23 protein-coding genes are annotated in these 25,377 nt (G+C 66.0%); 17 read left to right on the top strand and 6 right to left on the bottom strand.

Translation table 11 applies throughout. The features are described from left to right. Nucleotides 1-1,421 (top strand): C13 family peptidase (locus APY03_RS17065; protein WP_068678367.1); only part of this gene is annotated, 1,421 nt, incomplete at its 5' end. A gap of 52 nt (nucleotides 1,422-1,473) precedes the next feature. Here APY03_RS17065 and APY03_RS17060 read toward each other — a convergent pair. Beyond that, nucleotides 1,474-4,341, bottom strand: a complete 2,868-nt coding sequence (locus APY03_RS17060) for an aconitate hydratase (protein ID WP_068678374.1) — start codon at nucleotides 4,339-4,341, stop codon at nucleotides 1,474-1,476. A 127-nt stretch (nucleotides 4,342-4,468) separates the two neighbouring features. Between APY03_RS17060 and APY03_RS17055 the strand changes: the two genes are divergently transcribed. Next, nucleotides 4,469-5,296 carry a helix-turn-helix domain-containing protein gene (locus APY03_RS17055; RefSeq protein WP_068678366.1) on the top strand — a complete coding sequence of 276 codons (828 nt, stop codon included), beginning with the start codon at nucleotides 4,469-4,471 and terminating at the stop codon, nucleotides 5,294-5,296. A 104-nt stretch (nucleotides 5,297-5,400) separates the two neighbouring features. After that, nucleotides 5,401-5,901 (top strand): pyridoxamine 5'-phosphate oxidase family protein, encoded by a 501-nt coding sequence (locus tag APY03_RS17050; protein ID WP_232081130.1) that lies wholly within the window; start codon nucleotides 5,401-5,403, stop codon nucleotides 5,899-5,901. 73 nt (nucleotides 5,902-5,974) lie between these two features. Here APY03_RS17050 and acnB read toward each other — a convergent pair whose 3' ends face one another. The 5 genes from acnB to APY03_RS17025 all read right to left on the bottom strand — a co-directional run bounded on the left by acnB (nucleotide 5,975) and on the right by APY03_RS17025 (nucleotide 12,078). Then, nucleotides 5,975-8,560 carry a bifunctional aconitate hydratase 2/2-methylisocitrate dehydratase gene (acnB, locus tag APY03_RS17045; protein WP_068678364.1) on the bottom strand — a complete coding sequence of 862 codons (2,586 nt, stop codon included), beginning with the start codon at nucleotides 8,558-8,560 and terminating at the stop codon, nucleotides 5,975-5,977. A gap of 80 nt (nucleotides 8,561-8,640) precedes the next feature. Next, on the bottom strand, nucleotides 8,641-9,207 hold the full coding sequence (locus APY03_RS17040) for a hypothetical protein (RefSeq protein ID WP_068678363.1): 567 nt from the start codon (nucleotides 9,205-9,207) through the stop codon (nucleotides 8,641-8,643). Nucleotides 9,208-9,238: 31 nt separating this feature from the next. Continuing rightward, nucleotides 9,239-10,237, bottom strand: coding sequence for an HpcH/HpaI aldolase/citrate lyase family protein (locus tag APY03_RS17035; RefSeq protein ID WP_068678362.1), 999 nt, complete (start codon nucleotides 10,235-10,237; stop codon nucleotides 9,239-9,241). A 55-nt stretch (nucleotides 10,238-10,292) separates the two neighbouring features. After that, nucleotides 10,293-11,069 (bottom strand): trans-aconitate 2-methyltransferase, encoded by a 777-nt coding sequence (gene tam, locus APY03_RS17030; protein WP_068678361.1) that lies wholly within the window; start codon nucleotides 11,067-11,069, stop codon nucleotides 10,293-10,295. A 22-nt stretch (nucleotides 11,070-11,091) separates the two neighbouring features. After that, nucleotides 11,092-12,078 (bottom strand): malate dehydrogenase, encoded by a 987-nt coding sequence (locus APY03_RS17025; RefSeq protein ID WP_068678360.1) that lies wholly within the window; start codon nucleotides 12,076-12,078, stop codon nucleotides 11,092-11,094. A 192-nt stretch (nucleotides 12,079-12,270) separates the two neighbouring features. On the opposite strand from APY03_RS17025, the gene APY03_RS17020 reads away from it, so the two are divergent. From APY03_RS17020 to APY03_RS43925, 14 genes are all read left to right on the top strand, one after another. Next, nucleotides 12,271-13,032 (top strand): GntR family transcriptional regulator, encoded by a 762-nt coding sequence (locus APY03_RS17020; protein WP_068678359.1) that lies wholly within the window; start codon nucleotides 12,271-12,273, stop codon nucleotides 13,030-13,032. A 169-nt stretch (nucleotides 13,033-13,201) separates the two neighbouring features. Further along, on the top strand, nucleotides 13,202-13,648 hold the full coding sequence (gene sdhC, locus APY03_RS17015) for a succinate dehydrogenase, cytochrome b556 subunit (protein WP_068678358.1): 447 nt from the start codon (nucleotides 13,202-13,204) through the stop codon (nucleotides 13,646-13,648). Nucleotides 13,649-13,699: 51 nt separating this feature from the next. Next, nucleotides 13,700-14,065 carry a succinate dehydrogenase, hydrophobic membrane anchor protein gene (sdhD, locus tag APY03_RS17010; RefSeq protein WP_068678357.1) on the top strand — a complete coding sequence of 122 codons (366 nt, stop codon included), beginning with the start codon at nucleotides 13,700-13,702 and terminating at the stop codon, nucleotides 14,063-14,065. A 5-nt stretch (nucleotides 14,066-14,070) separates the two neighbouring features. After that, complete coding sequence (sdhA, locus tag APY03_RS17005) at nucleotides 14,071-15,882, top strand: succinate dehydrogenase flavoprotein subunit (RefSeq protein ID WP_068678356.1); 1,812 nt, start codon at nucleotides 14,071-14,073, stop codon at nucleotides 15,880-15,882. 23 nt (nucleotides 15,883-15,905) lie between these two features. After that, a complete protein-coding gene (locus APY03_RS17000; protein ID WP_068678355.1) occupies nucleotides 15,906-16,607 on the top strand; it encodes a succinate dehydrogenase iron-sulfur subunit in 702 nt (233 codons plus the stop codon). 13 nt (nucleotides 16,608-16,620) lie between these two features. Next, on the top strand, nucleotides 16,621-16,923 hold the full coding sequence (locus APY03_RS16995; protein WP_068678354.1) for an FAD assembly factor SdhE: 303 nt from the start codon (nucleotides 16,621-16,623) through the stop codon (nucleotides 16,921-16,923). Nucleotides 16,924-16,946: 23 nt separating this feature from the next. Further along, a complete protein-coding gene (gltA, locus tag APY03_RS16990) occupies nucleotides 16,947-18,257 on the top strand; it encodes a citrate synthase (protein ID WP_068678353.1) in 1,311 nt (436 codons plus the stop codon). 118 nt (nucleotides 18,258-18,375) lie between these two features. Further along, entirely contained in the window at nucleotides 18,376-18,516 is a 141-nt protein-coding gene (locus tag APY03_RS16985; protein ID WP_068678352.1) for an entericidin A/B family lipoprotein, read from the top strand. 128 nt (nucleotides 18,517-18,644) lie between these two features. Beyond that, the gene (locus tag APY03_RS16980; protein WP_068678351.1) at nucleotides 18,645-19,589 is read left to right on the top strand and encodes a LysR substrate-binding domain-containing protein; all 945 of its coding nucleotides are present in this window, start codon (nucleotides 18,645-18,647) and stop codon (nucleotides 19,587-19,589) included. A gap of 46 nt (nucleotides 19,590-19,635) precedes the next feature. Then, nucleotides 19,636-21,057, top strand: a complete 1,422-nt coding sequence (gene leuC, locus APY03_RS16975) for a 3-isopropylmalate dehydratase large subunit (RefSeq protein WP_068678350.1) — start codon at nucleotides 19,636-19,638, stop codon at nucleotides 21,055-21,057. A gap of 12 nt (nucleotides 21,058-21,069) precedes the next feature. After that, on the top strand, nucleotides 21,070-21,720 hold the full coding sequence (leuD, locus tag APY03_RS16970) for a 3-isopropylmalate dehydratase small subunit (protein ID WP_068678349.1): 651 nt from the start codon (nucleotides 21,070-21,072) through the stop codon (nucleotides 21,718-21,720). A 28-nt stretch (nucleotides 21,721-21,748) separates the two neighbouring features. After that, nucleotides 21,749-22,837: a 3-isopropylmalate dehydrogenase gene (gene leuB / locus APY03_RS16965; RefSeq protein WP_068678348.1), complete on the top strand. Its 1,089-nt coding sequence runs from the start codon at nucleotides 21,749-21,751 to the stop codon at nucleotides 22,835-22,837. 89 nt (nucleotides 22,838-22,926) lie between these two features. Further along, a complete protein-coding gene (gene asd, locus APY03_RS16960; protein WP_068678347.1) occupies nucleotides 22,927-24,069 on the top strand; it encodes an aspartate-semialdehyde dehydrogenase in 1,143 nt (380 codons plus the stop codon). A gap of 164 nt (nucleotides 24,070-24,233) precedes the next feature. After that, the coding region (locus tag APY03_RS43925) for a type IV pilus assembly protein FimV (protein ID WP_332307389.1) at nucleotides 24,234-25,377 on the top strand (1,144 nt) is incomplete at its 3' end.

Genomic DNA, 25,377 nt, shown 5'->3' with positions numbered 1-25,377 from the left:
CCCATCCCTCCCATCCCTCCCATCCCTCCCATCCCTCCCAGCGGGCCGCCCGCGCCCCGTTCCGGCGGTGGATCTTCGAGGGCCTGCGCGCCGCGTTCCTGCTGCGGCCCCGCATCGACGCTTCCCCCACGCCCTGGCAACTGCTGATCCTCGTGCTGGTCCCCAGCCTTCTGACCCTCGGCATCGCGCGCCTGCAGATCGAGGGGCCGGCCAGCTTCCACCCGCTGCCGGCGCTCCAATCCTTCTGGGCGACGGCGCTCTCGCTGTGGCTCGGCTGGTGGACGCTGAACACCACGCCCGCGCGAGGCGCCCTCGCGCGCTGGTTCGCGCTGGGCACCTGGGCCGCAGTGCCCTGGAGCCTGCTGATGGGCGCCATGTCGCTGGCCTATTCGAGAGGCTGGTTGCCGAGCGCGCTGACCACGGCGTCCGGCTTCTGGGCGGTGTACGGCGCCCTGATCGGCATCGGCCTGGTGGCGGCGGTGTTTCTGATGGCCCGCTGCGTCCCGAGCCCGACGCGGCTCGCGATCTTCGTGCCGGGCCTGCTCGCGATCAGCGCGCTCGGCATCTGGCAGGCCCTGCAGGACCAGGAGCGCGTGTGGCAGGAAGACGCCAGCGCCTCCGCCAAGGCGCCCGAGCGGCCGCGACTGCGCCTGACGCAGGAGACTTTCGAGGCGCAGCAGGCCGTGTGGCAGCGCGCGATCGACGGCATCGGGCCCCGGCGCGACGGCAAGGTCCAGGTATTCGGCCTGGTGTTCGCGCCCTACGCCTCCGAGGACGTGTTCCTGCGCGAGAGCGCGATGGTGTCCACCCTGCTGGAGGAGCGCTTCGATGCGCGCGGCCATGTGCTGCGCCTGGTCAACCACGCCACGACCGCGGAGGAGCTGCCCTGGGCGACGCCGCTGAACCTCCGGCGCGCCGTGGAGGCGATGGCTGCCCGCATGGACCGCGAGCAGGACGTGCTGGTGATCTACATGACCTCCCACGGCGCCAGCGACTTCAAGCTGGCCTCGTCCCACTGGCCGCTCACGGTGCCCTGGCTGACGCCGCAGCAGTTGCGCGAGGCGCTGGACGCGGCCGGCATCCGGCATCGCGTGATCGCGATCTCGGCCTGCTACTCGGGCGGCTGGATCGAGCCCCTGGCCACCGAGCACAGCCTCATCATGACCGCCGCCGACGCCGAGCACACCTCCTACGGCTGCGGCCACCGCTCCGAGCTCACCTTCTTCGGCCGCGCACTGTTCGACGAGGCCCTGCGAAAGACGCGCTCCTTCGAGACGGCCTTTGCCGAGGCGGTGCCGGTGATCAAGCAGCGTGAGATCGAGGCAGGCAAGGAAGACGGCTTCTCCAACCCGCAGATCCGCGTGGGCGACGGCATCCGGCCCGTGCTGGACGGGCTGTCGCGGCGGCTCGGGAGCGACTGAAGAAAAAACGGCACGCGCTCGCGTGCCGTCGCGCAAGCAGGCCCTCTGGCGCTCAGGCGGCCAGCAGTTGCCTCAGCACGAACGGGAGAATGCCCCCGTGCTTGTAATAGTCGACCTCGATCGGCGTGTCGATGCGCAGGCGCACCGTTACCTCCTGGTGCGTGCCGTCGGCGCGGTGGACCACGATCTTCACGTCCATCTGCGGCTTGAGCTCGCCGCCGATCACCACGTCGATCTTCTCCTCGCCGGTGAGGCCCAGGCTCTCCCACGAATCGGCACCGCGGAACTGCAGCGGCAGCACGCCCATGCCGACCAGGTTGGCGCGGTGGATGCGCTCGAAGCTGCGCGCCACCACTGCCTTGATGCCCAGCAGTTGCGTGCCCTTGGCCGCCCAGTCGCGCGAGGAGCCGGTGCCATATTCCTCGCCGCCGAAGATCACGGTGGGCACGCCCTGCTCGATGTACTTCATTGCCGCGTCGTAGATGAACATCTTCTCGCCGCCGGGCTGGTACAGCGTCACGCCACCTTCCTCGCGCGAGCCATCCGGGCCGGGCGGGATCATGAGGTTCTTGATGCGCACGTTGGCAAAGGTGCCGCGCATCATCACCTCGTGGTTGCCGCGGCGTGAGCCATAGCTGTTGAAGTCGGCCTTCGAGACGCCGTGGGCCTTGAGCCAGATGCCCGCCGGCGAACTTTCCTTGATCGCGCCAGCGGGCGAGATGTGGTCGGTGGTGATCGAATCGCCGAACAGCGCCATGATGCGCGCGCCGCTGAAGCCCGCGTCCGACGCGTGCGGCTGCATCTTGAAGCCGTCGAAGAATGGCGGCTTGGCGATGTAGGTCGACGTCGGCCAGTCATAGACCTGGCCTGCAGTGCCCTTGATGCTGCTCCACAGCTTGCCGGGGTTCTCCTGGATCTGCTCGTAGTTCTTGCGAAAGGCCTTGGCGTTCATCGCATAGTGCAGGTTCTCGTCGATCTCCTTGGAACTGGGCCAGATGTCGCCCAGGTACACGTCCCTGCCCTTCTTGCCCTTGCCCACCGGCTGGGTCATCAGGTCGACCATGACGTTGCCGGCGATCGCGTAGGCCACCACCAGCGGCGGCGAGGCCAGGAAGTTGGCCTTGAGGTTGGGATGGATGCGGGCCTCGAAGTTGCGGTTGCCCGAGAGCACGGCGGCAGCGACCAGGTTGTTCTTCGTGATCACTTCGTTGATCTCGGGCGCCAGGTCGCCTGCATTGCCGATGCACGTGGTGCACCCGTAGCCGGCCAGGTAGAAGCCCAGCTTCTCCAGATAGGGCAGGAGGCCGGCCTTCTCGAGGTACTCGGTCACGATGCGCGAACCCGGCGCCAGCGAGGTCTTCACGTGCGGCTTGACCTTGAGGCCTGCCTCCACCGCCTTCTTGGCCAGCAAGCCTGCCGCCAGCAGCACGCTCGGATTGGAGGTGTTGGTGCAGGAGGTGATGGCAGCGATCAGCACGTCGCCGTTCCCGATGGTCACCGCATTGTTCGGCGCATGCGCCGTCGTGACGCCGACATGCGCGGACTCGGCGGTCGGCTTGTTGGCCACCATCTCGACCATCGGCGCCGGCGCACCGGGCCGAGGCTCGGCTGGCGGCTCCTCGGCCGTCTCGCCGTGCTGCGACAGCGGGTAGCGCACCTTGAGCTTTTCGGCAGGCTGATTGAAGCCGTTGGCCTCGTTCGGCTTGCTGTAGAGCTCGGAGAACTTGGTCGCCAGGTGGCCGAGGTCGATGCGGTCCTGCGGGCGCTTGGGGCCGGCCAGGCTGGGCGTGACGGTGCCGAGGTCGAGCTTCACGACCTTGGTGTAGTTGAGCTCGCCGGGCGCGGGCATGCCGAACAGGCCCTGGGCCTTGTAGTAGGCCTCGAAGCGCTCGATTTCCTTGTCGGTGCGTCCCGTGCCCCGGAAATACTCGACGGTCCTCTCGTCAACGGGGAAGAAGCCCATGGTTGCACCGTACTCGGGCGCCATGTTGCCGATGGTCGCGCGATCGGGGACGGGGATGGAAGCGGCACCAGGCCCGAAGAACTCGACGAACTTGCCCACCACCTTCTCGCTGCGAAGGATGTTGGTGACGTAGAGCACCAGGTCGGTGGCCGTCACACCCTCGCGCAGCTTGCCGCCGAGCTCGAAGCCCACCACGTCGGGTGTGAGCATGTAGACGGGCTGGCCCAGCATCGCAGCCTCGGCCTCGATGCCGCCCACGCCCCAGCCCACGACGCCGATACCGTTGATCATGGTCGTGTGGCTGTCCGTGCCCACCAGTGAATCTGGGTAGTAGACCGGCGTGTCGCTCGTATCCTGCGGGCTCTTGTAGACGCCGCGCGCGAAGTACTCGAGGTTGACCTGGTGCACGATGCCGAAGCCCGGCGGCACCACGCCGAAGGTATCGAAGGCCTGCATGCCCCATTTCATGAACTGGTAGCGCTCGTTGTTGCGCTGGAATTCCAGTTTCATGTTGAGGTCGAGCGCCTTGGGCGTGCCGTAGTGGTCCACCATCACCGAGTGATCGACGACCAGGTCCACCGGCACCAGCGGTTCGATGGTCTTGGGCGACTTGCCGAGCGACTGGGCCACGCTGCGCATTGCCGCCAGGTCGGCCAGCAGCGGCACGCCGGTGAAGTCCTGGAGCACCACCCGCGTCACGACGAAGGGGATCTCGTCGGTGCGGTCTGCGTTGGGCGCCCAGTTGGCGAGCTGCTCGACATGCTCGGGCGCAACCTTCTTGCCGTCGCAATTGCGCAGTACCGACTCGAGCACGATGCGGATCGAGACCGGCAGCTTGTCGACGTTCGGATATTGCCTGGCGAGTTCCTTGAGCGACCAGTACTTGCCGGCTTTGCCCGATGCGGTCTTGAAGGTCTTGAGCATGGGGGCGAAAGCGTGCGCCGGTTCTCTGGCCATGAGGAACTCCTTGGGGATTCGTGGAAGCACCTCAAAGATAGCAGGGTTCGATGACAAGGTGAGGTTCGCACGCTCGATGACCTGTGAGGTCATGGTCGCCGCGCGCCGCTTCACTACGATGGCGGCCATGAGCCTGTATTCCGCGCCGCCCACCGCCGCCGATTCCTTCGGCGCCCACCTGCGCCACTGGCGCCAGTACCGCCGCCTCAGCCAGCTCGACCTGGCACACGAGGCCCAGGTGTCCACCCGGCACTTGAGCTATGTCGAGACCGGCCGGGCGGAGCCCAGCCGCGAGATGGTGCTGCGCCTCGCCGAGCGGCTCGAGGTGCCGCTTCGCGAGCGCAACACGCTGCTGGTGGCGGCCGGCTATGCGCCGATGTACCGGCAGCGCTCGCTGGACGACCCGGCCCTGGCGCCCGCCCGGCAAGCCGTGGACCTGGTGCTCAAGGGGCACGAGCCCTTCCCCGCCCTGGCAGTCGACCGGCACTGGAACCTGGTGGCGCACAACGCGCTCGTGCCCCTGCTGATGCAAGGCGCGGCGCCCGAGCTGCTGGCTCCTCCCGTCAACGTCTTGCGGCTCAGCCTGCATCCGGATGGGGTGGCGCCGCGCATCGCCAACCTCGCCCAATGGCGCGCCCACTTGCTGGAGCGGCTGCAGCAACAGATCGCGGCCACCGGCGATGCGACATTGGTGGCGCTGCATGACGAGCTCGCCGGCTACCCCGCGCCGCGGGTCAGCCACGACACGCCGGCCAACAACAGCGACCTCGCCGGCGTGGCGGTGCCCTTCCAGTATGTGACACCCCAGGGGGTGCTGAGCTTCATCAGCACGACGACCATCTTCGGCACGCCGGTGGACGTCACGCTGCAAGAACTGGCAGTGGAGTCGTTCTTTCCGGCGGACGCCTCGACCGCCTCCGCGCTTGCCGCGATGGCGCAGCAGGCTGCCGGCTGACGACGGTCGGCGGTGGACGACAAGCGAACGCGGCCTTTCGCGTCGCGGTCTGCCCACCGCAGGGGCCTAGCGTCAGGGTCTTTCACCTCATCGGAGAGATGCCCATGCCCACCACCGACCAGCACGCCAAGCTCTGGGATTTGATCAAGGACACGCGCTACGGCATGCTGACCCATCGCCACGGCGATGGCCAGCTGCACAGCCACCCTCTCACCACCCAAAGCAAGAACCTGCAGGAAGGAGGGACGCTCTACTTCTTCATTCCCCGGGACGGCGAGATCGCCCGCCACGTCGCGAGCGATCCGCTGGTCAACGTGTCGTACGCCAACACGGACAAGGACAGCTACGTCTCGGTCGCCGGGCAGGCAGCCCTCGTCGAGGACCAGGCCAGGAAGGAAGCGCTTTTCAACACCATGGCCAAGGCATGGTTCCCGCAAGGACCGACCGATCCCAACCTGGGCCTGCTGGCGGTCACCATCGTCGAAGCCGAATACTGGGACGTGAAGGACAGCAAGATGGTCCAGCTCATGAAGATGGCCGCTTCGGCCGTGACCGGAAATCCGCCGAAGCAAATGGCGGAGCACGAGAAGCTCCGAGGCGGCTGACGACCGGCGCGGAAGGAAGCGAAAAAAAAGGCCCGCCTGGCAGTGGCGGGCCTGGTCTGAAGATGCCTGCGGGTTAGGCTGCGACCTTGTCCGCGACTTCCTTGTACTCCTCGATCTTGTCGAAGTTGAGGTACTGGTAGATCTGGCCGCTCGACGCGTCGAGCACGCCGGTGCTGGCCATGTATTCCTCCTTGGTCGGGATGCGACCCAGGCGGGAGCAGATGGCAGCCAGCTCGGCGCTGCCCAGGTACACGTTGGTGTTCTTGCCCAGACGATTGGGGAAGTTGCGCGTGCTGGTCGACATCACCGTCGCGCCCTCGCGCACCTGGGCCTGGTTGCCCATGCACAGCGAGCAGCCCGGCATCTCGGTGCGCGCGCCCGCATTGCCGAACACGCCGTAGTGGCCTTCCTCTGTCAGCTGCTGGGCGTCCATCTTGGTCGGCGGCGCGATCCACAGCTTGACCGGGATGTCGCGCTTGCCTTCCAGCAGCTTGGAGGCGGCGCGGAAGTGCCCGATGTTGGTCATGCAGGAGCCGATGAACACCTCGTCGATCTGGGCGCCTGCCACGTCCGACAGCGTCTTCACGTCGTCCGGATCGTTGGGGCAGGCCACGATCGGCTCGTGGATATCGGCCAAGTCGATCTCGATCACGGCGGCGTACTCGGCGTCGTCGTCGCCCTTGAGGAGCTGCGGGTCCTTCAACCAGGCTTCCTGCGCGGCGATGCGGCGCGCCAGCGTACGGGCGTCGGCATAGCCCTGCGCGATCATCCAGCGCATCAGCGTGATGTTGCTGTTGATGTACTCGATGATGGGTTCCTTGTTCAGGTGCACCGTGCAGCCGGCCGCCGAGCGCTCGGCCGAGGCGTCGCTCAGTTCGAAGGCCTGTTCCACCTTGAGGTCCGGCAGGCCCTCGATCTCGAGGATGCGGCCCGAGAAGACGTTCTTCTTGCCCTTCTTTTCGACAGTCAGCAGACCCTGCTTGATGGCATAGAGCGGGATCGCGTTGACCAGGTCGCGCAGGGTCACGCCGGGCTGCATCTTGCCCTTGAAGCGCACCAGCACGGATTCGGGCATGTCCAGCGGCATCACGCCGGTTGCGGCCGCGAAGGCCACCAGGCCCGAACCGGCCGGGAAGCTGATGCCGATCGGGAAGCGCGTGTGGCTGTCGCCGCCGGTGCCGACGGTGTCGGGCGTCAGCAGGCGGTTGAGCCAGCTGTGGATCACGCCGTCGCCCGGACGCAGCGAGACGCCGCCGCGCGTGGAGATGAAGTCGGGCAGCTCGTGGTGCATCTTCACGTCGACCTTCTTCGGGTAGGCCGCCGTGTGGCAGAAGGACTGCATCACCAGGTCGGCGCTGAAGCCCAGGCAGGCGAGGTCCTTGAGCTCGTCGCGCGTCATCGGGCCGGTGGTGTCCTGGCTGCCGACCGAGGTCATCTTCGGCTCGCAGTAGGTGCCGGGGCGAACCCCCAGACCCTCCGGCAGGCCGCAGGCGCGGCCCACCATCTTCTGGGCCAGCGAGAAGCCCTTCTTGGTGTCGACGGGGCTGACCGGCAGGCGGAACAGCGTCGAAGCCGGCAGCCCCAGCGCCTCACGCGCCTTCGCGGTGAGGCCGCGGCCGATGATCAGCGGAATGCGGCCGCCGGCACGGACCTCGTCGAACAGCACCTCGCTCTTGACCTTGAACTCGGCGATGACCTTGCCGTCCTTCAGCGCCTTGCCCTCGTAGGGGCGCAGCTCGACCACGTCGCCCATCTCCATCTGGCTCACGTCGAGCTCGATGGGCAGCGCACCGGCGTCTTCCATCGTGTTGTAGAAGATCGGCGCGATCTTGTTCCCCAGGCAAACGCCGCCGAAGCGCTTGTTGGGAATGAACGGAATGTCCTGGCCGGTGAACCAGAGCACCGAATTGGTGGCGCTCTTGCGCGAGGAGCCGGTTCCGACGACGTCGCCCACGTAGGCGACCAGGTGCCCCTTCTCCTTGAGCGACTCGATGAACTTGACCGGGCCGCGCTTGCCGTCTTCCTCCGGCGTGATGCCGGGGCGGGCGTTCTTGAGCATCGCCAGCGCGTGCATCGGAATGTCGGGCCGCGTGGTTGCGTCGGGCGCGGGCGAGAGGTCGTCCGTGTTGGTCTCGCCGCTCACCTTGAAAACGGTGATGGTGAGGCTCTGCGGCACTTCGGGCCGGCTGGTGAACCACTCGGCATCGGCCCAGCTCTGCAACACGGCCTTGGCATTGGCGTTGCCCTTGTCGGCCTTTTCCTTGACGTCGTGGAACTGGTCGAACATCAGCAGGGTCTTCTTCAGCCCCTCGGCCGCGACCCCGCCCACCTCGGCATCGTCGAGCAGATCGATCAGCGGGCTGATGTTGTAGCCGCCGAGCATGGTGCCCAGCAGCTCGGTGGCACGGGTGCGAGAGAGCAGCAGGCTCTTCTCGCTGCCGTGGGCCACTGCTGCCAGGTAGCTCGCCTTGACCTTGGCCGCGTCGTCCACGCCAGCCGGCACGCGGTGCGTAAGCAGGTTCAGCAGGAACTCGCCGTCCTTGGCGGTGGCGGTCTTCATCAGTTCGATGACTTCGCTGGTCTGCTTGGCCGACAGGGGCAGCGGCGGGATGCCGAGCGCGGCGCGCTCGGCGACATGGTCAACGTAGGCTTGCAACATTTCTTCTCTTCTCCGAGATCGGGAACCGGTGTGGCGGCCGAAGCAAAAGGCGGGCCGCCGGCGCCTTGGTTTGCCCCGGCTTACTTCTTGGGCGCGTCAGCGCCGTCGAACAGGCTCTTGGGCGGGTTCTTCTTCATGTCTTCCGCGACCACCGATTGCTCGTTGGCCTGGCATTCGTCGGCCAGTCGCAGGCCCTGCTTCTGGCTCATCAGCATCGACTTGTTGCCGAGCTGGAGCCACATCGCCTCGGCCTTCGGATCCTCGAGACGGATTGCGCCGGTGCGGCTGTTGACCGGGTGCATGAAGTACTTGGCGCTGCCGTGCGTCAGGACGAAGAAGCCGGGCTTCTTCTGGCTGCTCTCGATCGCCACGCTGGCGCCGAGTTCGCACTTGATGGTGCCGGTGTGCACGCGCTTGGAGACCTCCAGGTCTTCGGGCGAGAGAACGACGTCGGACTCTTCACTGATGGGTTTGGCTTCCTCGAGCTTCTTGATGACGCGCTTGGGCACGACCTTCTGCGTCGCCTTCTTGGCCGAGTTCGCGGCCCGCTCCTTGAGCGGCGGCTTGGCCGCGGGTTCAGCGCTCTGGGCCATCGACGAGAGCGGCAGCGCGAGGGCGACTGCGGCGATCAGGGCAATCTTGTTCATGGTTGTCTGTTCCTTTGAGGAGGTGTGGTTTTCAGGAGGACGCCGCCGCAAACCATGCTTGCGCCTCCGGCGGCAGCGCACGGCCGGTCGCATGCGCCCGCGAAAGCACCTGCCAGAAATGGCGGTAGCTCGCGCGGTCGTGCAATGTGCCATCAAAACTGACCGGCGCCCAATTGGCAGCAGCCGCGGACGCTATGATTTTTGTAGCCATTTGAATCTGCCGCTCGTCGGGCGCGAAGGCCTCCAGGATGGGGCGGATCTGGTTCGGATGGATACTCCACATGCGCGTGTAGCCGAATTCGCCGGACGCTCTCCTGGCGGCGGCGCGCATCGCGTCGACATCGTTGAACTCGGTGACCACGCAGTGCGAAGGCACCTTCCCGTGCGCATGCGCGGCAGCGGCGATCTCGAGCTTGGCGCGCACCACCAGGGGATGGGTGAACTGGCCCGCCGCGCCCATGCCCTCGGCAGGAATCGCTCCGCCATGGGCCGACACGAAATCCATCAGGCCGAAGCTGAGGGACTGCACGCGGGGATGGGCGGCGATCTCGAAGGCCTGGTGCACGGCGAAAGGCGACTCGATCAGCACGTGGAGCGGCAAGGCCTCTGCGTCGGCGGCGTTGAGGGCCACCACGGCCTCGCGCACGTCCTCTGCCGACTCGACCTTGGGCACCATCAAATGGCTCAGGCGGTGGCCGGCGCGCCCCGCAATGGTGATCACATCGCCCGCGAAGGCCGGGTGGTCGACCGGATGCACGCGCACCCCCACGCGCATGCCGGGGGCAGCGGCCAGGGCGAGCTCGGTAACCAGCGCCGCGTGCTCTGCCTCGCCCCCGACGGGGGCGCCATCCTCGCAATCGAGGGTGACATCGAACACGCAGGCGCCGAACTCCTGCGCCATCTCGGCCTGCAGCGAGAGGCTCTTGCGCATGCGCGCCTCGACGCCGCTGTAGTGGTCGCACACCGGCAGCACTACGGCGCCGGCCTGCGCGCCGAGCAGCACTTCCTGCGGATGGACGGATTCGGTCATTGGACACCTTCGCCTTCGGCTGCGGTGCCATGAGCCTCTGGAACGGCCGGGCGGGTCATGGCTTTCGTTGGGCAACGATGAACATGCGCGGAAAGGCCAGCAGCCGCTTGCCATCGGCGCGCGCGGGATAGGCGGCGTCCACGCGCTGCTCGTAAGCCGCCAGATAGCCCGCCTGCAGATCGGCCGGCAGCCGGTCGACAAAGGGTTTGAGTCCTGTACCGCGCACCCATTCGACGATGGCGGCCGCCGAGGCCATGGGATGCTGGTAGGCGGTGCGCCAGACGTCGACCTGCGCGGCATCGGCCGCCAGCAGGTCGTAGTAGCCGGCCAGCGGCAGCAGCAGCGTGCGCAGCCGGTCGGCATCGCCGATGGGCTCGGCCCACGGCGCCTGGGCCGCGACTTCGCGCATCAAGCGGTGCGTGGGCTCTTCGCGGTTGTCGGGCATCTGGATGGCGAGCACCCCGCCCGGTGCCAGGGCGGCGAACAGGCGCGGGATCAGCGTCTCGTGATCGGGCACCCATTGCAGCGAGGCATTGGCGTAGATGAGATCGGGCGGCGACTCCGGCTGCCAGCTAGCGATGTCGCTGAGCTCGAAACGCGCGGCCGGCAGGCGCTCGCGCGCACTCTTCAGCATGGCTTCGGAGTTGTCGGTGCCGACGATCTCGGCACCGGGGAATCGCTGCACCAGCAGCTCGGTGGAATTGCCGGGCCCGCAACCCAGGTCGACAGCGAGGGTCGCCGAGGACAGCGGAACCCGTGCCAGCAGTTCCTGTGCGGGGCGCGTGCGCTCGTCCTCGTAACGACGGTAGAGCGCAGGGTTCCAGTCGAGCATGCTGGTGACTGACGGGTAGAACTCAGAGCAGGTGGGCGACGCCGGCCTGCTCGTCCTGCAGCTCCTTCAGGGTCTTGTCGATGCGTTCCTGGCTGAACTTGTCGATCTCCAGGCCTTCGACCAGCTTGTACTCGCCGTTCTCGGTGGTCACCGGGAAACCGAAGATCACATCCTTCGGAATGCCGTACTGGCCATCGGAAGGGATGCCCATCGTGACCCACTTGCCGTTGGACCCCAGGGCCCAGTCGCGCATGTGGTCGATGGCGGCGTTGGCGGCCGAGGCGGCCGAAGAAAGGCCGCGCGCCTCGATGATGGCGGCGCCGCGCTTGCCAACGGTGGGCAGGAAGGTGTCGGCGTTCCAGACCTGGTCGTTGATGAGGTCCTTGACGCTCTTGCCGCCGACCGTGGCGAAACGGTAGTCGGCGTACATCGTGGGAGAGTGGTTGCCCCAGACGGTGAGCTTCTCGATGTCGCCCACGGCCGTCCCGGTCTTGGCGGCGATCTGGCTGGCGGCGCGGTTGTGGTCCAGGCGCAGCATGGCGGTGAAGTTCTTGCGCGGCAGGCTGGGCGCACTCTTCATCGCGATGTAGGCGTTGGTGTTGGCCGGGTTGCCGACCACCAGCACCTTGACGTTGCGGCTGGCGACCTGGTCCAGGGCCTTGCCCTGGGCGGTGAAGATCTGGGCGTTGGCGGCCAGCAGGTCGGCGCGCTCCATGCCGGGGCCGCGGGGGCGGGCGCCGACGAGCAGCGCGTAGTCGGCGTCCTTGAAGGCGACCAGCGGATCGCCGGTGGGGATCACGCCTGCCAGCAGCGGGAAGGCACAGTCCTCGAGCTCCATGATCACGCCCTTGAGCGCCTTCTGCGCCTTCTCGTCCGGGATCTCGAGCAGTTGCAGGATGACCGGCTGGTCCTTGCCGAGCATTTCGCCGGAGGCGATGCGGAACAGCAGGGCGTAACCGATTTGGCCGGCGGCGCCGGTGACGGCAACGCGAACAGGCTTTTTGCTCATGGGAAAACTCCAGGAAAGGTGAATACGGTGCGCGGCCGCGGTTGCGGCCGCGGAGGTCGGGGCCGGGCGATGCGCCCGGTCGCATAGGCCGGCTTGGATTTTATGCCGATTTGCGCTTTGGATGGCGCCAGTCTTGTGTCTTATATAAGATGTCGGCCGAAACACGCCGCCGTGGCGCACCCCGCCCTGCCAATGACCACCTCCACTATCGCGCTCGCCGAGTCGGCGACGCCCTCGTTCAGCCCGCTCTACCAGCAGATCAAGTCTTTGATCCTGCAGAGCCTGCACGCCGGCGAATGGAAGCCGGGCGAGCCGATACCGAGCGAGATCGAACTGGCCGCGCGCTTTCGAGTGAGCCAGGGCACGGTGCGCAAGGCAATCGACGAACTGGCGGCCGAGAACCTCGTGGTGCGCCGCCAGGGCAAGGGCACCTTCGTCGCCACCCACGCCGAGCAGCATGTGCAGTACCGCTTCCTGAAGCTGGTGCCCGACAGCGGCGACGCCGACAGCGAGGGCCCGGCCGAGCGCGAGATCGTCGACTGCAGGCGGCTGCGCGCCAGCGCCGACGTCGCCCGCCTGCTCGCGCTGCGCACCGGCGACGCGGTGCTGCAGGTACGGCGCGTGCTCGCCTATCGTGGCACACCCACCATCCTGGAAGATCTCTGGCTGCCCGGCGCTCCCTTCAAGGGCCTCACGGCCGAGCGGCTGGCTGCCTGGCATGGCCCGATGTACGCGATGTTCGAGACCGAGTTCGACGTACGCATGGTGCGCGCCGAGGAGAAGATCCGCGCCGTGCTGCCCGACGAGGCGCAGGCCGCGCTGCTCCGCGTGAGCACCGCCACGCCGCTCCTGAGCGTGGAGCGCGTTGCCCACACGTATCACGACACGCCGATGGAGCTGCGCCGCGGCCTCTATCGCACCGACACCCACCACTACCGCAATGAACTCGGCTGAGCGCCTTCGCGCTGCAGTCCACGAAGGCGGCGACGCGTCAACATCCGAGCGCCGCGCTGCGGTGACAGGTCCGCGTCAGCTGCACGATGGTGCATTGCAATAGAATTTTGCGTTGTTTGCATTTCCGCCAAAGAACAAGCCGCCCCCTCTAAAAATTCTGAAAGCCCACATGACAGAGCTGGCCACACCTCCCCGATCGCAGCGGCGCGAGTTCCGCAACATCAACGCCTTCACCGATCTCACCACCTACCGGCTGCCACCGGCCGGCCTCGTGTCGATCCTGCACCGTGTGAGCGGCGCGCTGATGTTCCTGCTGCTGCCCTTCGTGATCTGGATGTTCGACACGTCCGTATCCTCCGAATACTCCTATGCCCGCTTCAAGGCCGCCTTCAACAGCGGCCTTGGTTTCGTTCCGGGCTGGTTTCTCAAGCTGGTGGCGCTGGCCCTGATCTGGGCCTACCTGCACCACTTCATCGCCGGCCTTCGCCATCTCTGGATGGACGTGAGCCATGCCGCGGTGAGCAAGGAATTCGGCCAGAGCTCCGCCATCGCCACGTTGGCCATCAGCATCCTGCTGACCCTCGTGCTCGGCGCGAAGCTGTTCGGTCTTTATTGATTTGCAGGTCGGATCTTCAGCTCTGACCCCAAATGACCAGGAAACTGACTCATGTCTGTGAACTACGGCTCCAAGCGCATCGTCGTCGGCGCGCACTACGGTCTGCGCGACTGGCTCAGCCAGCGCATCACCGGCGCCCTGATGGCGCTCTTCACCATCATCCTGCTGGCGCAGGTGCTCTTCACGCGCGGGCCGGTCGGCTACGACGCATGGGCCGGCATCTTCGCCTCGCAATGGATGAAAGTGCTCACCTTCGTGGTGATCGCCTCGGTGCTCTATCACGTGTGGGTCGGTATGCGCGACATCTGGATGGACTACGTCCAGCCGGTGGGCATCCGTCTCGTCTTGCAGGTTTTCACGATTGTCTGGCTTGTGGCGTGCGCGGGTTGGGCCATTCAAGTGCTCTGGAGAATTTAAGCGCCATGTCCTCCTATACCAAAGAACAAATCACCAAGCGCAAGTTCGACGTCGTCATCGTCGGCGCCGGCGGCTCCGGCATGCGCGCCTCGCTGCAGCTGGCACGCGCAGGGCTCAACGTGGCCGTGCTCTCGAAGGTCTTCCCGACTCGCTCGCACACCGTGGCCGCCCAGGGCGGCGTGGGCGCATCGCTCGGCAACATGAGCGAGGACAACTGGCACTACCACTTCTACGACACGATCAAGGGCTCCGACTGGCTCGGCGACCAGGACGCGATCGAATTCATGTGCCGCGAGGCCCCGAAGGTGGTCTACGAGCTCGAGCACTTCGGCATGCCCTTCGACCGCAACCCGGACGGCACCATCTACCAGCGCCCGTTCGGCGGCCACACGGCCAACTACGGCGAGAAGCCGGTGCAGCGTGCCTGTGCCGCGGCCGACCGTACCGGGCACGCAATGCTGCACACGCTCTACCAGAAGAACGTGGAAGCTCGCACCCAGTTCTTCGTCGAGTGGATGGCGCTCGACCTCATCCGCGACGCCGAGGGCGACGTGGTGGGCGTGACCGCGCTCGAGATGGAAACCGGCGACCTGCACATCCTGCAGGCCAAGACCGTGCTGCTGGCGACGGGCGGCGCAGGCCGCATCTTCGGCGCCTCGACCAATGCCTTCATCAACACAGGCGACGGCCTCGGCATGGCAGCGCGCTCGGGCATCCCGCTGCAGGACATGGAGTTCTGGCAGTTCCACCCGACCGGCGTGGCCGGTGCCGGCGTGCTGCTGACCGAGGGTTGCCGCGGCGAAGGCGCGATCCTCATCAACAGCAACGGCGAACGCTTCATGGAACGCTACGCGCCGACCCTGAAGGACCTGGCGCCGCGCGACTTCGTCTCGCGCTCGATGGACCAGGAGATCAAGGAAGGCCGCGGCTGCGGCCCGAACAAGGACTACGTGCTGCTCAAGATGGACCACCTGGGGGCGGAGACCATCCACAAGCGCCTGCCTTCGGTGTACGAGATCGGCGTCAACTTCGCCAACGTCGACATCACCAAGGAGCCGATCCCGGTGGTGCCGACCATCCACTACCAGATGGGCGGCATCCCCACGAACATCCACGGCCAGGTCGTGGTCCAGAAGGGCGAGGACAACAGTGCCGTGGTCAACGGCCTGTATGCAGTGGGTGAATGCTCCTGCGTGAGCGTGCACGGCGCCAACCGCCTGGGCACCAACTCGCTGCTTGACCTGCTGGTGTTCGGCCGCGCGGCCGGCAACCACATCGTCGAGTTCAACGACAAGAACCGCGAGCACAAGCCCCTGCCTGCCGACGCCGCCGACCGCACGCTGGAGCGCCTGAACCAGCTCGAGTCCTCGACTTCGGGCGAGTACGCGCAGGACGTGGCGGGCGAGATCCGCTCGGTGATGCAGAAGCACGCCGCGGTGTTCCGCACCCAGGCCTCGATGGACGAAGGCGTCCAGAAGATCGCCGCCGTGCGCGCGCGCGTCGCCGACGTCACGCTCAAGGACAAGTCGCGCATCTTCAACACGGCACGCATCGAGGCGCTGGAAGTCGACAACCTGATCGAGGTGGCGCAAGCCACGATGGTCTCGGCCGCCGCGCGCAAGGAATGCCGCGGCGCCCACACGGTGGAGGACTACGAGCGCCCGGCCGACGATCCCGTAGCGCCGCTGGGCCGCGACGATGCGAACTGGATGAAGCACACGCTCTGGTACAGCGATAGCAACCGCCTGTCGTACAAGCCCGTCAAGCTGCAGCCGCTGACGGTCGACTCCGTGCCGCCCAAGGTCCGCACGTTCTAAGAACACATCACAAGGTTTTCACGATGAAGCGCACATTCCAGATCTACCGCTACGACCCGGACAAGGACGCCAAGCCCTACATGCAGACGGTGGAGGTCGAGCTCGATGGCCACGAGCGCATGCTGCTCGATGCCCTCATGAAGATCAAGGCGCAGGATCCGTCGCTGTCCTTCCGTCGCTCGTGCCGCGAGGGCGTCTGCGGCTCGGACGCCATGAACATCAACGGCAAGAACGGCCTGGCGTGCCTGACCAACATGAATACGCTCAAGGGCACGGTGGTGTTGAAGCCGCTGCCAGGCCTGCCGGTGATCCGCGACCTGATCGTGGACATGACGCAGTTCTTCAAGCAGTACAACTCGATCAAGCCCTACCTCCTGAACGACACGGTCCCGCCCGAGAAGGAGCGCCTGCAGTCGCCCGAGGAGCGCGACGAGCTCAACGGCCTGTACGAGTGCATCCTGTGCGCGAGCTGCTCGACCAGTTGCCCCAGCTTCTGGTGGAACCCGGACAAGTTCGTCGGGCCAGCCGGCCTGCTGCAAGCCTACCGCTTCATTGCCGACAGCCGCGACGAAGCGACCGCCGAGCGCCTGGACAACCTGGAAGACCCCTACCGCCTGTTCCGCTGCCACACGATCATGAACTGCGTGGACGTGTGTCCGAAGAGCCTGAATCCCACCAAGGCCATCGGCAAGATCAAGGAACTGATGGTGCGCCGCGCCATCTAGCCATTGCGAACCCATGCAATCCGTAGCCGACTCCGACCAGCCGATCAGCGAACGCGCGCTGAGCAAGCTCAAGTGGCGTTGCCGGCGCGGCTTGCTCGAAAACGACCTGTTCATCGCCCGCTTCTTCGAGCTGCATGAGCAAGGTCTGACCTGCGGGCAGGCGCAGGCCATGGAGACATTGATGGACCTGTCGGACAACGATCTGCTCGACCTCTTGCTTCGAAGAAAGGAGCCCGAGCCCGGATGGGCCGGCGCCGAAGTGATCGAACTGTTGCAGCTGATGCGTACCGAGGGCGCGCACCCCCTCTCATCTTGATCATTTTTTGAAAGACACTCGCAATGAAAGCATCCGACACCAAAGCCACCCTGTCGTTCAGCAACGGCGGACAGAGCGTCGAGCTGCCGATCTACAAGGGCACCATGGGTCCTGAAGTGATCGACATTCGCAAGCTCTATGCCCAGACCGGCATGTTCACGTACGACCCTGGCTTCATGTCGACAGCCTCGTGCGAATCGGCCATCACGTACATCGACGGCGACAAGGGTGAGCTGCTCTACCGCGGCTACCCGATCGAGCAGCTCGCGACCAACTGCGACTTCCTCGAGACCTGCCATCTGCTGCTGTACGGCGAGCTGCCGAAAGAAGGCGAGAAGGCCGCCTTCACCAAGCTCGTGACCAACCACACCATGGTCAACGAGCAGATGCAGTTCTTCCTGCGCGGCTTCCGCCGCGACGCGCATCCGATGGCCATCATGACGGGCCTGGTCGGCGCGCTCTCGGCGTTCTATCACGACAGCACGGACATCAACAATCCGAAGCACCGCGAGATTGCAGCGATCCGCCTGATCGCGAAGATGCCGACGCTCGTGGCCATGGCGTACAAGTACACCATCGGCCAGCCGTACATGTACCCGAAGAACGACCTCAGCTATGCGGGCAACTTCCTGCACATGATGTTTGCGACGCCATGCGAGGAGTACAAGGTCAGCCCGGTTCTCGAGCGCGCGCTCGACCGCATCTTCATCCTGCACGCCGACCACGAGCAGAACGCATCGACCTCCACCGTGCGCCTGTGCGGATCGTCGGGCACCAACCCGTTCGCGGCGATCGCGGCCGGCGTGGCCTGCCTCTGGGGCCCGGCCCACGGCGGTGCCAACGAGGCGGCGCTCAACATGCTCTACGACATCCAGAAGGCCGGCGGCGTCGACAAGATCGGCGAGTTCATCAAGCAGGTCAAGGACAAGAGCTCGAACGTGAAGCTGATGGGCTTCGGGCACCGCGTGTACAAGAACTACGATCCGCGCGCCAAGCTGATGCAGGAGACCTGCCGCGAGGTGCTCGGTGAACTGGGCCTGGAGAACGACCCGTTGTTCAAGCTGGCCATGGCGCTCGAGAAGATCGCCCTCGAGGACGAGTACTTCGTCTCGCGCAAGCTCTACCCCAACGTGGACTTCTACTCGGGCATCGTGCAGCGCGCGATCGGCATCCCGGTGCCGCTGTTCACGGCCATTTTCGCGCTGGCGCGTACGGTGGGCTGGATTGCCCAGCTCAACGAGATGATCGGTGACCCCGAGTACAAGATCGGCCGCCCGCGCCAGCTCTTCGAAGGCTCTCCCAAGCGCGACGTAAAGCCCATCACGCAGCGCTGATCGCCCGCGGCGCTCACACTGGAAGGCTGCCCTCGGGCAGCTTTTCTGCGTTTTGGCTGACACACGGCGTCGAGCGGGGGGCGCACGCTGCGTAGCACTTTAACCAAGGAGTTATGCCATGAAGAAGCTTGCCGCACTGTTTGCCGTTGCGTTCACCCTGGCTGTGCCGCTGGCCGGCTGCAATACCTGGAAGGGCGCTGGCCAGGATGTGCAGAAGGCCGGGGAAAAGATGGAAGACTCGGGGAAGAAGCGGCAATAAACCCCTGGGTGCCCGCGATTGCACATCGCATGCGGGCACCCGCCTCATCGCGCATCGCGATGACCGAGCCCTGAAAACCGGGGGAAAATAGAGGCCTCCATCTCCATGCGAGATGTCAGCGCCTCGCCATGATCTCATCCGAACGCAGCTTTGCACGCCGCATCGACCTCACGTCGCTGCAGTTGTTCGTGGCCGTCTGCGAACTCGGTAGCATCGGCCGCGCGGCGGAACGCGAATTCATCGCCGCTTCGGCGATCAGCAAGCGGCTGTCGGACCTGGAGGCCACCCTCGGCACACCCTTGCTGTACCGACACGCGCGCGGGGTCGACCTGACGCCTGCCGGCGAGAGCCTGCTGCACCATGCACGCTCGGTGCTCTATAGCCTGGAGAAGATGCAGGGTGAACTGAGCGAATACGCCGACGGTGTGCGCGGTCATGTACGCGTGCATGCCAACATTTCGGCCATCGTGCAATTCCTGCCCGAGGACCTGGGGGCCTTCACGCGCGAGCACGACGCCATCAAGATCGACCTCGAGGAGCATCTCAGCAACGAGGTGGTGCGCGCGGTGCACGAAGGCGCGGCCGATCTGGGCATCTGCCACGTGCCCGAGGGTGCGAACGAGTTGCAGAGCCTGCTCTATCGCCACGACACCCTGGTGCTGATCGCACCGTCAGGTCATCCGCTGGCGGGCGGCGGTGCGATCGAATTCGCCGATTCGCTGGCCTTCGACCATGTGGGCCTGCACACCAACAGCTCGATCTACGTCGCGATGCACCAGGCGGCGCTGGCTGCCGGCCGCACCATCAAGCTGCGCATCCACGTCACCGGCCTGGACGCCATGTGCCGCATGATCGAGAACGGCCTCGGCATCGGCGTGATGCCGCAGCGCGCCTTCGAGCTGATGCAGGGCGGCATAGGTCGTGGGCTGCACAGCATCGCGCTCAAGGACGCCTGGGCCGCACGCGAGATCCGGCTGGTGGCACGCGACTTTTCCACACTGCCGGTCGCGGCGCGTACCCTGGTCAAGCACCTGCAGGCGCCGGACGCGGCGGCCGATCCGCTGGCGGCCTGACGCCGGATCGGCAGACAATTCCCTCCCCACGAAAGAGACCATCACCATGGCACGCACGCTCTACGACAAGCTCTGGGACGAACACGTCGTCCACACCGAGGAAGACGGCACCTCGATCCTCTACATCGACCGCCACCTGGTCCACGAGGTGACCAGCCCCCAGGCCTTCGAGGGGCTGCGCGAGGCAGGCCGCAAGCTGTGGCGCATCAGCTCGGTGGTCGCGACCGCAGACCACAACACGCCCACCACCCATTGGGAGCGCGGCTACGACGGCATCGAGGATCCGATCAGCAAAGAACAGATCACCACGCTGGACACCAACATCAAGGAGTTCGGCGCAGCTGCCTTCTTCCCCTTCCTCAGCAAGCGCCAGGGCATCGTCCACGTGATCGGGCCCGAATCGGGCGCGACCCTGCCGGGCATGACGGTGGTGTGCGGCGATTCGCACACGTCGACACACGGCGCGTTCGGCGCGCTGGCGCACGGCATCGGCACCAGCGAGGTCGAGCACGTGATGGCCACGCAGACGCTGCTGGCAAAGAAAGCCAAGAACATGCTCGTCAAGGTCGAGGGCAAGCTCGCACCAGGTTGCACGGCTAAGGACATCGTGCTGGCCATCATCGGCCGCATCGGCACCGCAGGGGGAACCGGCTACACCATCGAGTTCGCCGGCTCGGCGATCCGCGATCTCAGCATGGAAGGCCGCATGACGGTCTGCAACATGGCGATCGAGGCCGGCGCGCGCGCTGGGCTGGTGGCGGTGGACGAGAAGACCATCGCCTACATCCAGGGCCGGCCGATGGCACCGACCGGCGTCGAATGGAACCAGGCGGTCGAGTTCTGGAAGACGCTGCAGTCCGACCCCGGCGCGCATTTCGATACCGTGATCGAGCTCGACGCGACGCAGATCAAGCCCCAGGTGACCTGGGGCACCTCGCCCGAGATGGTGGTGCCCGTGGATGGACGCGTACCGGACCCCGACAAGGAAAAGGATCCGAGCAAGCGCGGCGCCATCGAGCGCGCCCTGAGCTATATGGGCCTCGAGCCGAACAAGGCGATGAACGACATCTTCATCGACAAGGTCTTCATCGGCTCCTGCACCAACAGCCGCATCGAGGACATGCGCGAGGCCGCTGCCATGGTCAAGAAGCTGGGGCAGAAGGTCGCGAAGAACGTCAAGCTCGCGATGGTAGTGCCTGGCTCCGGCCTGGTGAAGGAGCAGGCCGAGCGTGAAGGCCTGGACCAGATCTTCAAGGCCGCAGGCTTCGAATGGCGCGAGCCCGGCTGCTCGATGTGCCTGGCGATGAACGCCGACCGGCTGGAGCCCGGCGAACGCTGCGCCTCGACCAGCAATCGCAACTTCGAAGGCCGGCAGGGCGCCGGCGGCCGAACCCATCTCGTGAGCCCGGCCATGGCCGCCGCTGCCGCGGTGCACGGCCATTTCGTCGACGTCCGCCAATTCGCCTGAGGAGTCAAGACCATGCAGAAATTCACCGTCCATAAAGGCCTGGTGGCACCGATGGATCGCGAGAACGTCGACACCGACGCCATCATTCCCAAGCAGTTCCTGAAGTCGATCAGGAAGACCGGCTTCGGACCCAACCTGTTCGATGCCTGGCGCTACCTCGATCCGGGCGAGCCGGGCCAGGATCCGACCTCGCGCAAGCCCAACCCCGACTTCGTGCTCAACCAACCACGCTATGCGGGTGCCTCCATCCTGCTGGCACGCCAGAACTTCGGCTGCGGCTCCTCGCGCGAGCACGCGCCCTGGGCACTCGACCAATACGGCTTCCGCGCCATCATCGCGCCGAGCTATGCGGACATCTTCTTCAACAACAGCTTCAAGAACGGGCTGCTGCCGATCGTGCTCTCCGAATCACAGGTGGCCCAGCTCTTCGACGAGACCTTCGCCTTCCCGGGCTACAGCCTGACCATCGACCTCGAGCGCCAGGTGGTGGTCAAGCCCGACGGCAGCGAGATCGCCTTCGACGTGCAGGCCTTCCGCAAGTATTGCCTGATCAACGGACTGGACGACATCGGCCTGACCTTGCGGCACAAGGACAAAATCCAGGCCTTCGAGGCAGAGCGCCTGGCGCGGAAGCCGTGGCTGGCGCACCAACTGATCGCCTGACCCTTTCCATCTTCTTCAGAACGACCTCATGAAAATCGCAGTTCTTCCCGGTGACGGCATCGGCACCGAAATCGTTGCCGAAGCCATCCGTGTGCTCGACACGCTGGACCTGTCCTTCGAGATGGAAACCGCCCTGGTCGGCGGCGCGGCCTACGAAGCCAACGGGCATCCGCTGCCCGAATCCACGCTCAAGCTGGCCAAGGAGGCCGACGCGGTGCTTTTCGGCGCGGTCGGCGACTGGAAATACGACAAGCTGGAGCGCTCGCTGCGGCCGGAACAGGCCATCCTGGGCCTGCGCAAGAACCTGGGCCTTTTCGCCAACTTCCGCCCGGCGATCTGCTACGAACAGCTGGTCGGCGCCTCCAGCCTGAAGCCCGAGCTGATTGCAGGCCTCGACATCCTGATCATCCGCGAGCTCACCGGAGACATCTATTTCGGCCAGCCGCGCGGCCGCCGCACGGCACCAGACGGCCATTTCCCCGGCGCCGAGGAGGCCTTCGACACGATGCGCTACTCACGACCGGAAATCGAGCGCATCGCCCATGTCGCCTTCCAGGCCGCGCGCAAGCGCAGCAAGCGGGTGACCAGCGTGGACAAGGCCAACGTGCTCGAGACCTTCCAGCTCTGGAAAGACGTGGTGACCGAGGTGGGCAAGGAATACCCCGACGTCGAGCTCGACCATATGTACGTGGACAACGCCGCGATGCAACTGGTCAAGGCCCCCAAGAAGTTCGACGTGGTGGTCACGGGCAACATGTTCGGCGACATCCTCTCCGACGAGGCGGCCATGCTGACCGGCTCGATCGGAATGCTGCCCTCGGCCTCGCTCAATGCCGGCAACCAGGGCCTCTACGAGCCCAGCCACGGCAGCGCCCCCGACATTGCGGGCAAAGGGGTTGCCAATCCTTTGGCTACAATCCTGTCCGCTGCCATGATGCTCCGCTTCTCCCTCAATCAAGCCGAGGCTGCCGACCGAATCGAGTCGGCAGTCAAGCACGTGCTGGCGCAGGGCCTGCGGACGGCAGACATCTGGTCGGAGGGCACGACCCGGGTCGGCACGCGCGAGATGGGCGACGCCGTGGTGGCAGCCATCACCAAAAAGACGATTACCGGCTAACCGCAGCCCGTTTCGTCATGCCCTTTCCGGCTCTGACGAGCCGGGCGCCAAAGAAGACGACTTTCTTTTTCACAAGGGCAAACTGAAAAATGGCGAACGCAACCCAACCCCTGGTCGGTCTCGTCGGCTGGCGCGGCATGGTCGGCTCGGTCCTGATGGATCGCATGCAGGCTGAAGGCGACTTCCAACTGATCGAGCCGCTGTTCTTTTCCACTTCCAACGCCGGCGGCAAGGCCCCGGCGATGGCGAAGAACGAAACCGCCCTGAAGGACGCGCACGACATCGAGGCGCTCAAGAAGTGCGACATCGTCATCACCGCCCAGGGCGGCGACTACACCAGCGCAGTGTTCCCCAAGCTGCGCGCCGCGGGCTGGAACGGCCATTGGATCGATGCCGCCTCCACCTTGCGCATGAACGATGACGCGATCATCGTGCTCGACCCTGTCAACCTGCCGGTGATCCAGAAGGCGCTCGCCAAGGGCGGCAAGAACTGGATTGGCGGCAACTGCACCGTCAGCTGCATGCTGATGGGCGTTGGCGCCCTCTACAAGGCCGGCCTGGTCGAGTGGATGACCAGCATGACCTACCAGGCCGCCTCGGGCGGCGGCGCCCAGCACATGCGCGAGCTGCTCGCACAGTTCGGCAGCCTGCACGGCGAGGTGCGAGCGCTTCTGGACGACCCGAAGTCGGCCATCCTCGAGATCGACCGCAAGGTGCTGGCTCGCCAACAATCATTGAGCACCAGCGAGACCGCCAATTTCGGCGTGCCGCTGGGTGGCAGCCTGATCCCATGGATCGACAAGGACCTGGGCGACGGCACCAGCAAGGAAGAATGGAAAGCCGGCGCCGAAACCAACAAGATCCTCGGCCAGGGCGCCGCCTTCGGAACTGACGCCACGCCGGTTGACGGCTTCTGCGTGCGCGTGGGCGCGATGCGCTGCCACAGCCAGGCGCTGACCTTCAAGCTCAAGAAGGACGTGCCCTTGGCAGACATCGAGGCGCTGATCGCCAACGACAACGCCTGGGCCAAGGTGGTGCCGAACACCCGCGAAGCCACGATGCGGGACCTGACGCCAGTGGCGGTGACCGGCACGATGAACATCCCCGTCGGCCGCTTGCGCAAGCTTGCGATGGGCCCAGAATACCTGGGCGCCTTCACCATCGGGGACCAGTTGCTGTGGGGAGCCGCAGAACCGCTGCGGCGCACGCTGCGCATCCTGCTCGAGGCCTGAGGAGGCGCCGGGTGTCTCCAGACGCCCGACGTTGCGACATCGCAACGGAGAAATGGCTCCGAAGTTGGCGCGCACTGGGTAGACAAGGCCTGTCGCCTTGTCAGTGCAGGGTGATGATGTTAACGTCCTCTTACACTTTCGGGCCAAGCTCGCCCCCTACCAGCATGACACGTCATCAGTTGCCTGCGGCCCGACTCCCGGCCAGTCGCCCGACCTCGCGCTTTCCTGCCCGCGGCCAGCTTTCCCTTCTCAGCACGGCGGTGGCTTTCGGGCTGGGGCTGGTGAGTGTCGATGCCGCTGCCCTGGCGCTGGGAAGGCTCAATGTGCAGTCGGCTCTCGGTGAGCCGCTGCGGGCCGAGATCGAGGTCACCGAGATCGCCCCGGCCGAAGCCGATGGGCTCAAGGTGAGGATTGCCCCCGCCGAGGCCTTCAACGCAGCCGGCGTCCCCTACAACGCGGCGCTGGCCGATGTGAGGACCAGCCTGCAGCGCCGGGCTGACGGACGCTACGTGGTTCGTCTCACCAGCAACCGCATGCTCAGCGAGCCCTTCATCGACCTGTTGGTCGAGGCAAACTGGAATTCCGGCCGTGTCGTGCGCGATTACACAGTGTTGCTGGATCCGCCGAGGAGCCGCACCGCCACCGCAGCCGCCCCGATCGCACCCACCCCCCCGCAAATCAGCGCGGCGCCCGCGCAGCGCAGCGCCCCGGCAGTCACGCAGGCGCCTCCGCGCCGCGCGCCCGCAGCCGCTGCCGCCTCGACAGCTCCGGCTGCGCCCTCGGAAAGCGAGCGCAGCGTTCGCACCGGCTCGGGCGACCAACAACAGGTGACGGTCCGGCCAGGTGATACCGCGAGCAAGATCGCGGGCGCCTACAAGTCGGCCGATGTATCGCTGGACCAGATGCTGGTGGCCCTGCTGCGGGCCAACCCCAGTGCCTTCATCGGCGGCAACGTCAATCGCATGAAGGCTGGCGCAGTGCTCGATGTGCCGAGCGCAGCCCAGGCGGCCGCTGTTCCAGGCGACGAGGCCAGGCGCACTGTCACGGCGCAGAGCCGCGATTTCGGTGAATACCGCCGCCGCCTGGCCGAAAATGCCCCAGCCTCGCGGGTCGCAGAGGCCGACCGGCAGGCTAAAGGCCAGTTGCAGGCCAACGTCGAAGACCGCAACGCCGCGAACGCCGCCGCCGACAAGCTGCGCGTCAGCCAGGGCGGCGCCGGTCGGCAAACCGAGGAGCAGTTGGCCCAGAGCCGCCAGGCCCAGGAAAGCAGCACGCGCGTCGCCGAACTGTCGAAGAACATCGAGGAAC

The organism is Variovorax sp. WDL1, from assembly GCF_001541225.1.
Classification (GTDB): domain Bacteria; phylum Pseudomonadota; class Gammaproteobacteria; order Burkholderiales; family Burkholderiaceae_C; genus Variovorax.
Note: the sequence above shows the minus strand (reverse complement) of the source record. Positions and strands in the feature narration are given on the sequence as shown.

Excerpts from the sequence above, each read along its gene's own strand:
- APY03_RS17060 (WP_068678374.1), bottom strand. The coding sequence starts at position 4,341 with ATGGCCAGAGAACCGGCGCACGCTTTCGCCCCCATGCTCAAGACCTTC.
- APY03_RS17055 (WP_068678366.1), top strand. The coding sequence starts at position 4,469 with ATGAGCCTGTATTCCGCGCCGCCCACCGCCGCCGATTCCTTCGGCGCC.
- APY03_RS17050 (WP_232081130.1), top strand. The coding sequence starts at position 5,401 with ATGCCCACCACCGACCAGCACGCCAAGCTCTGGGATTTGATCAAGGAC.
- acnB (WP_068678364.1), bottom strand. The coding sequence starts at position 8,560 with ATGTTGCAAGCCTACGTTGACCATGTCGCCGAGCGCGCCGCGCTCGGC.
- APY03_RS17040 (WP_068678363.1), bottom strand. The coding sequence starts at position 9,207 with ATGAACAAGATTGCCCTGATCGCCGCAGTCGCCCTCGCGCTGCCGCTC.
- APY03_RS17035 (WP_068678362.1), bottom strand. The coding sequence starts at position 10,237 with ATGACCGAATCCGTCCATCCGCAGGAAGTGCTGCTCGGCGCGCAGGCC.
- tam (WP_068678361.1), bottom strand. The coding sequence starts at position 11,069 with ATGCTCGACTGGAACCCTGCGCTCTACCGTCGTTACGAGGACGAGCGC.
- APY03_RS17025 (WP_068678360.1), bottom strand. The coding sequence starts at position 12,078 with ATGAGCAAAAAGCCTGTTCGCGTTGCCGTCACCGGCGCCGCCGGCCAA.
- APY03_RS17020 (WP_068678359.1), top strand. The coding sequence starts at position 12,271 with ATGACCACCTCCACTATCGCGCTCGCCGAGTCGGCGACGCCCTCGTTC.
- sdhC (WP_068678358.1), top strand. The coding sequence starts at position 13,202 with ATGACAGAGCTGGCCACACCTCCCCGATCGCAGCGGCGCGAGTTCCGC.
- sdhD (WP_068678357.1), top strand. The coding sequence starts at position 13,700 with ATGTCTGTGAACTACGGCTCCAAGCGCATCGTCGTCGGCGCGCACTAC.
- sdhA (WP_068678356.1), top strand. The coding sequence starts at position 14,071 with ATGTCCTCCTATACCAAAGAACAAATCACCAAGCGCAAGTTCGACGTC.
- APY03_RS17000 (WP_068678355.1), top strand. The coding sequence starts at position 15,906 with ATGAAGCGCACATTCCAGATCTACCGCTACGACCCGGACAAGGACGCC.
- APY03_RS16995 (WP_068678354.1), top strand. The coding sequence starts at position 16,621 with ATGCAATCCGTAGCCGACTCCGACCAGCCGATCAGCGAACGCGCGCTG.
- gltA (WP_068678353.1), top strand. The coding sequence starts at position 16,947 with ATGAAAGCATCCGACACCAAAGCCACCCTGTCGTTCAGCAACGGCGGA.
- APY03_RS16985 (WP_068678352.1), top strand. The coding sequence starts at position 18,376 with ATGAAGAAGCTTGCCGCACTGTTTGCCGTTGCGTTCACCCTGGCTGTG.
- APY03_RS16980 (WP_068678351.1), top strand. The coding sequence starts at position 18,645 with ATGATCTCATCCGAACGCAGCTTTGCACGCCGCATCGACCTCACGTCG.
- leuC (WP_068678350.1), top strand. The coding sequence starts at position 19,636 with ATGGCACGCACGCTCTACGACAAGCTCTGGGACGAACACGTCGTCCAC.
- leuD (WP_068678349.1), top strand. The coding sequence starts at position 21,070 with ATGCAGAAATTCACCGTCCATAAAGGCCTGGTGGCACCGATGGATCGC.
- leuB (WP_068678348.1), top strand. The coding sequence starts at position 21,749 with ATGAAAATCGCAGTTCTTCCCGGTGACGGCATCGGCACCGAAATCGTT.
- asd (WP_068678347.1), top strand. The coding sequence starts at position 22,927 with ATGGCGAACGCAACCCAACCCCTGGTCGGTCTCGTCGGCTGGCGCGGC.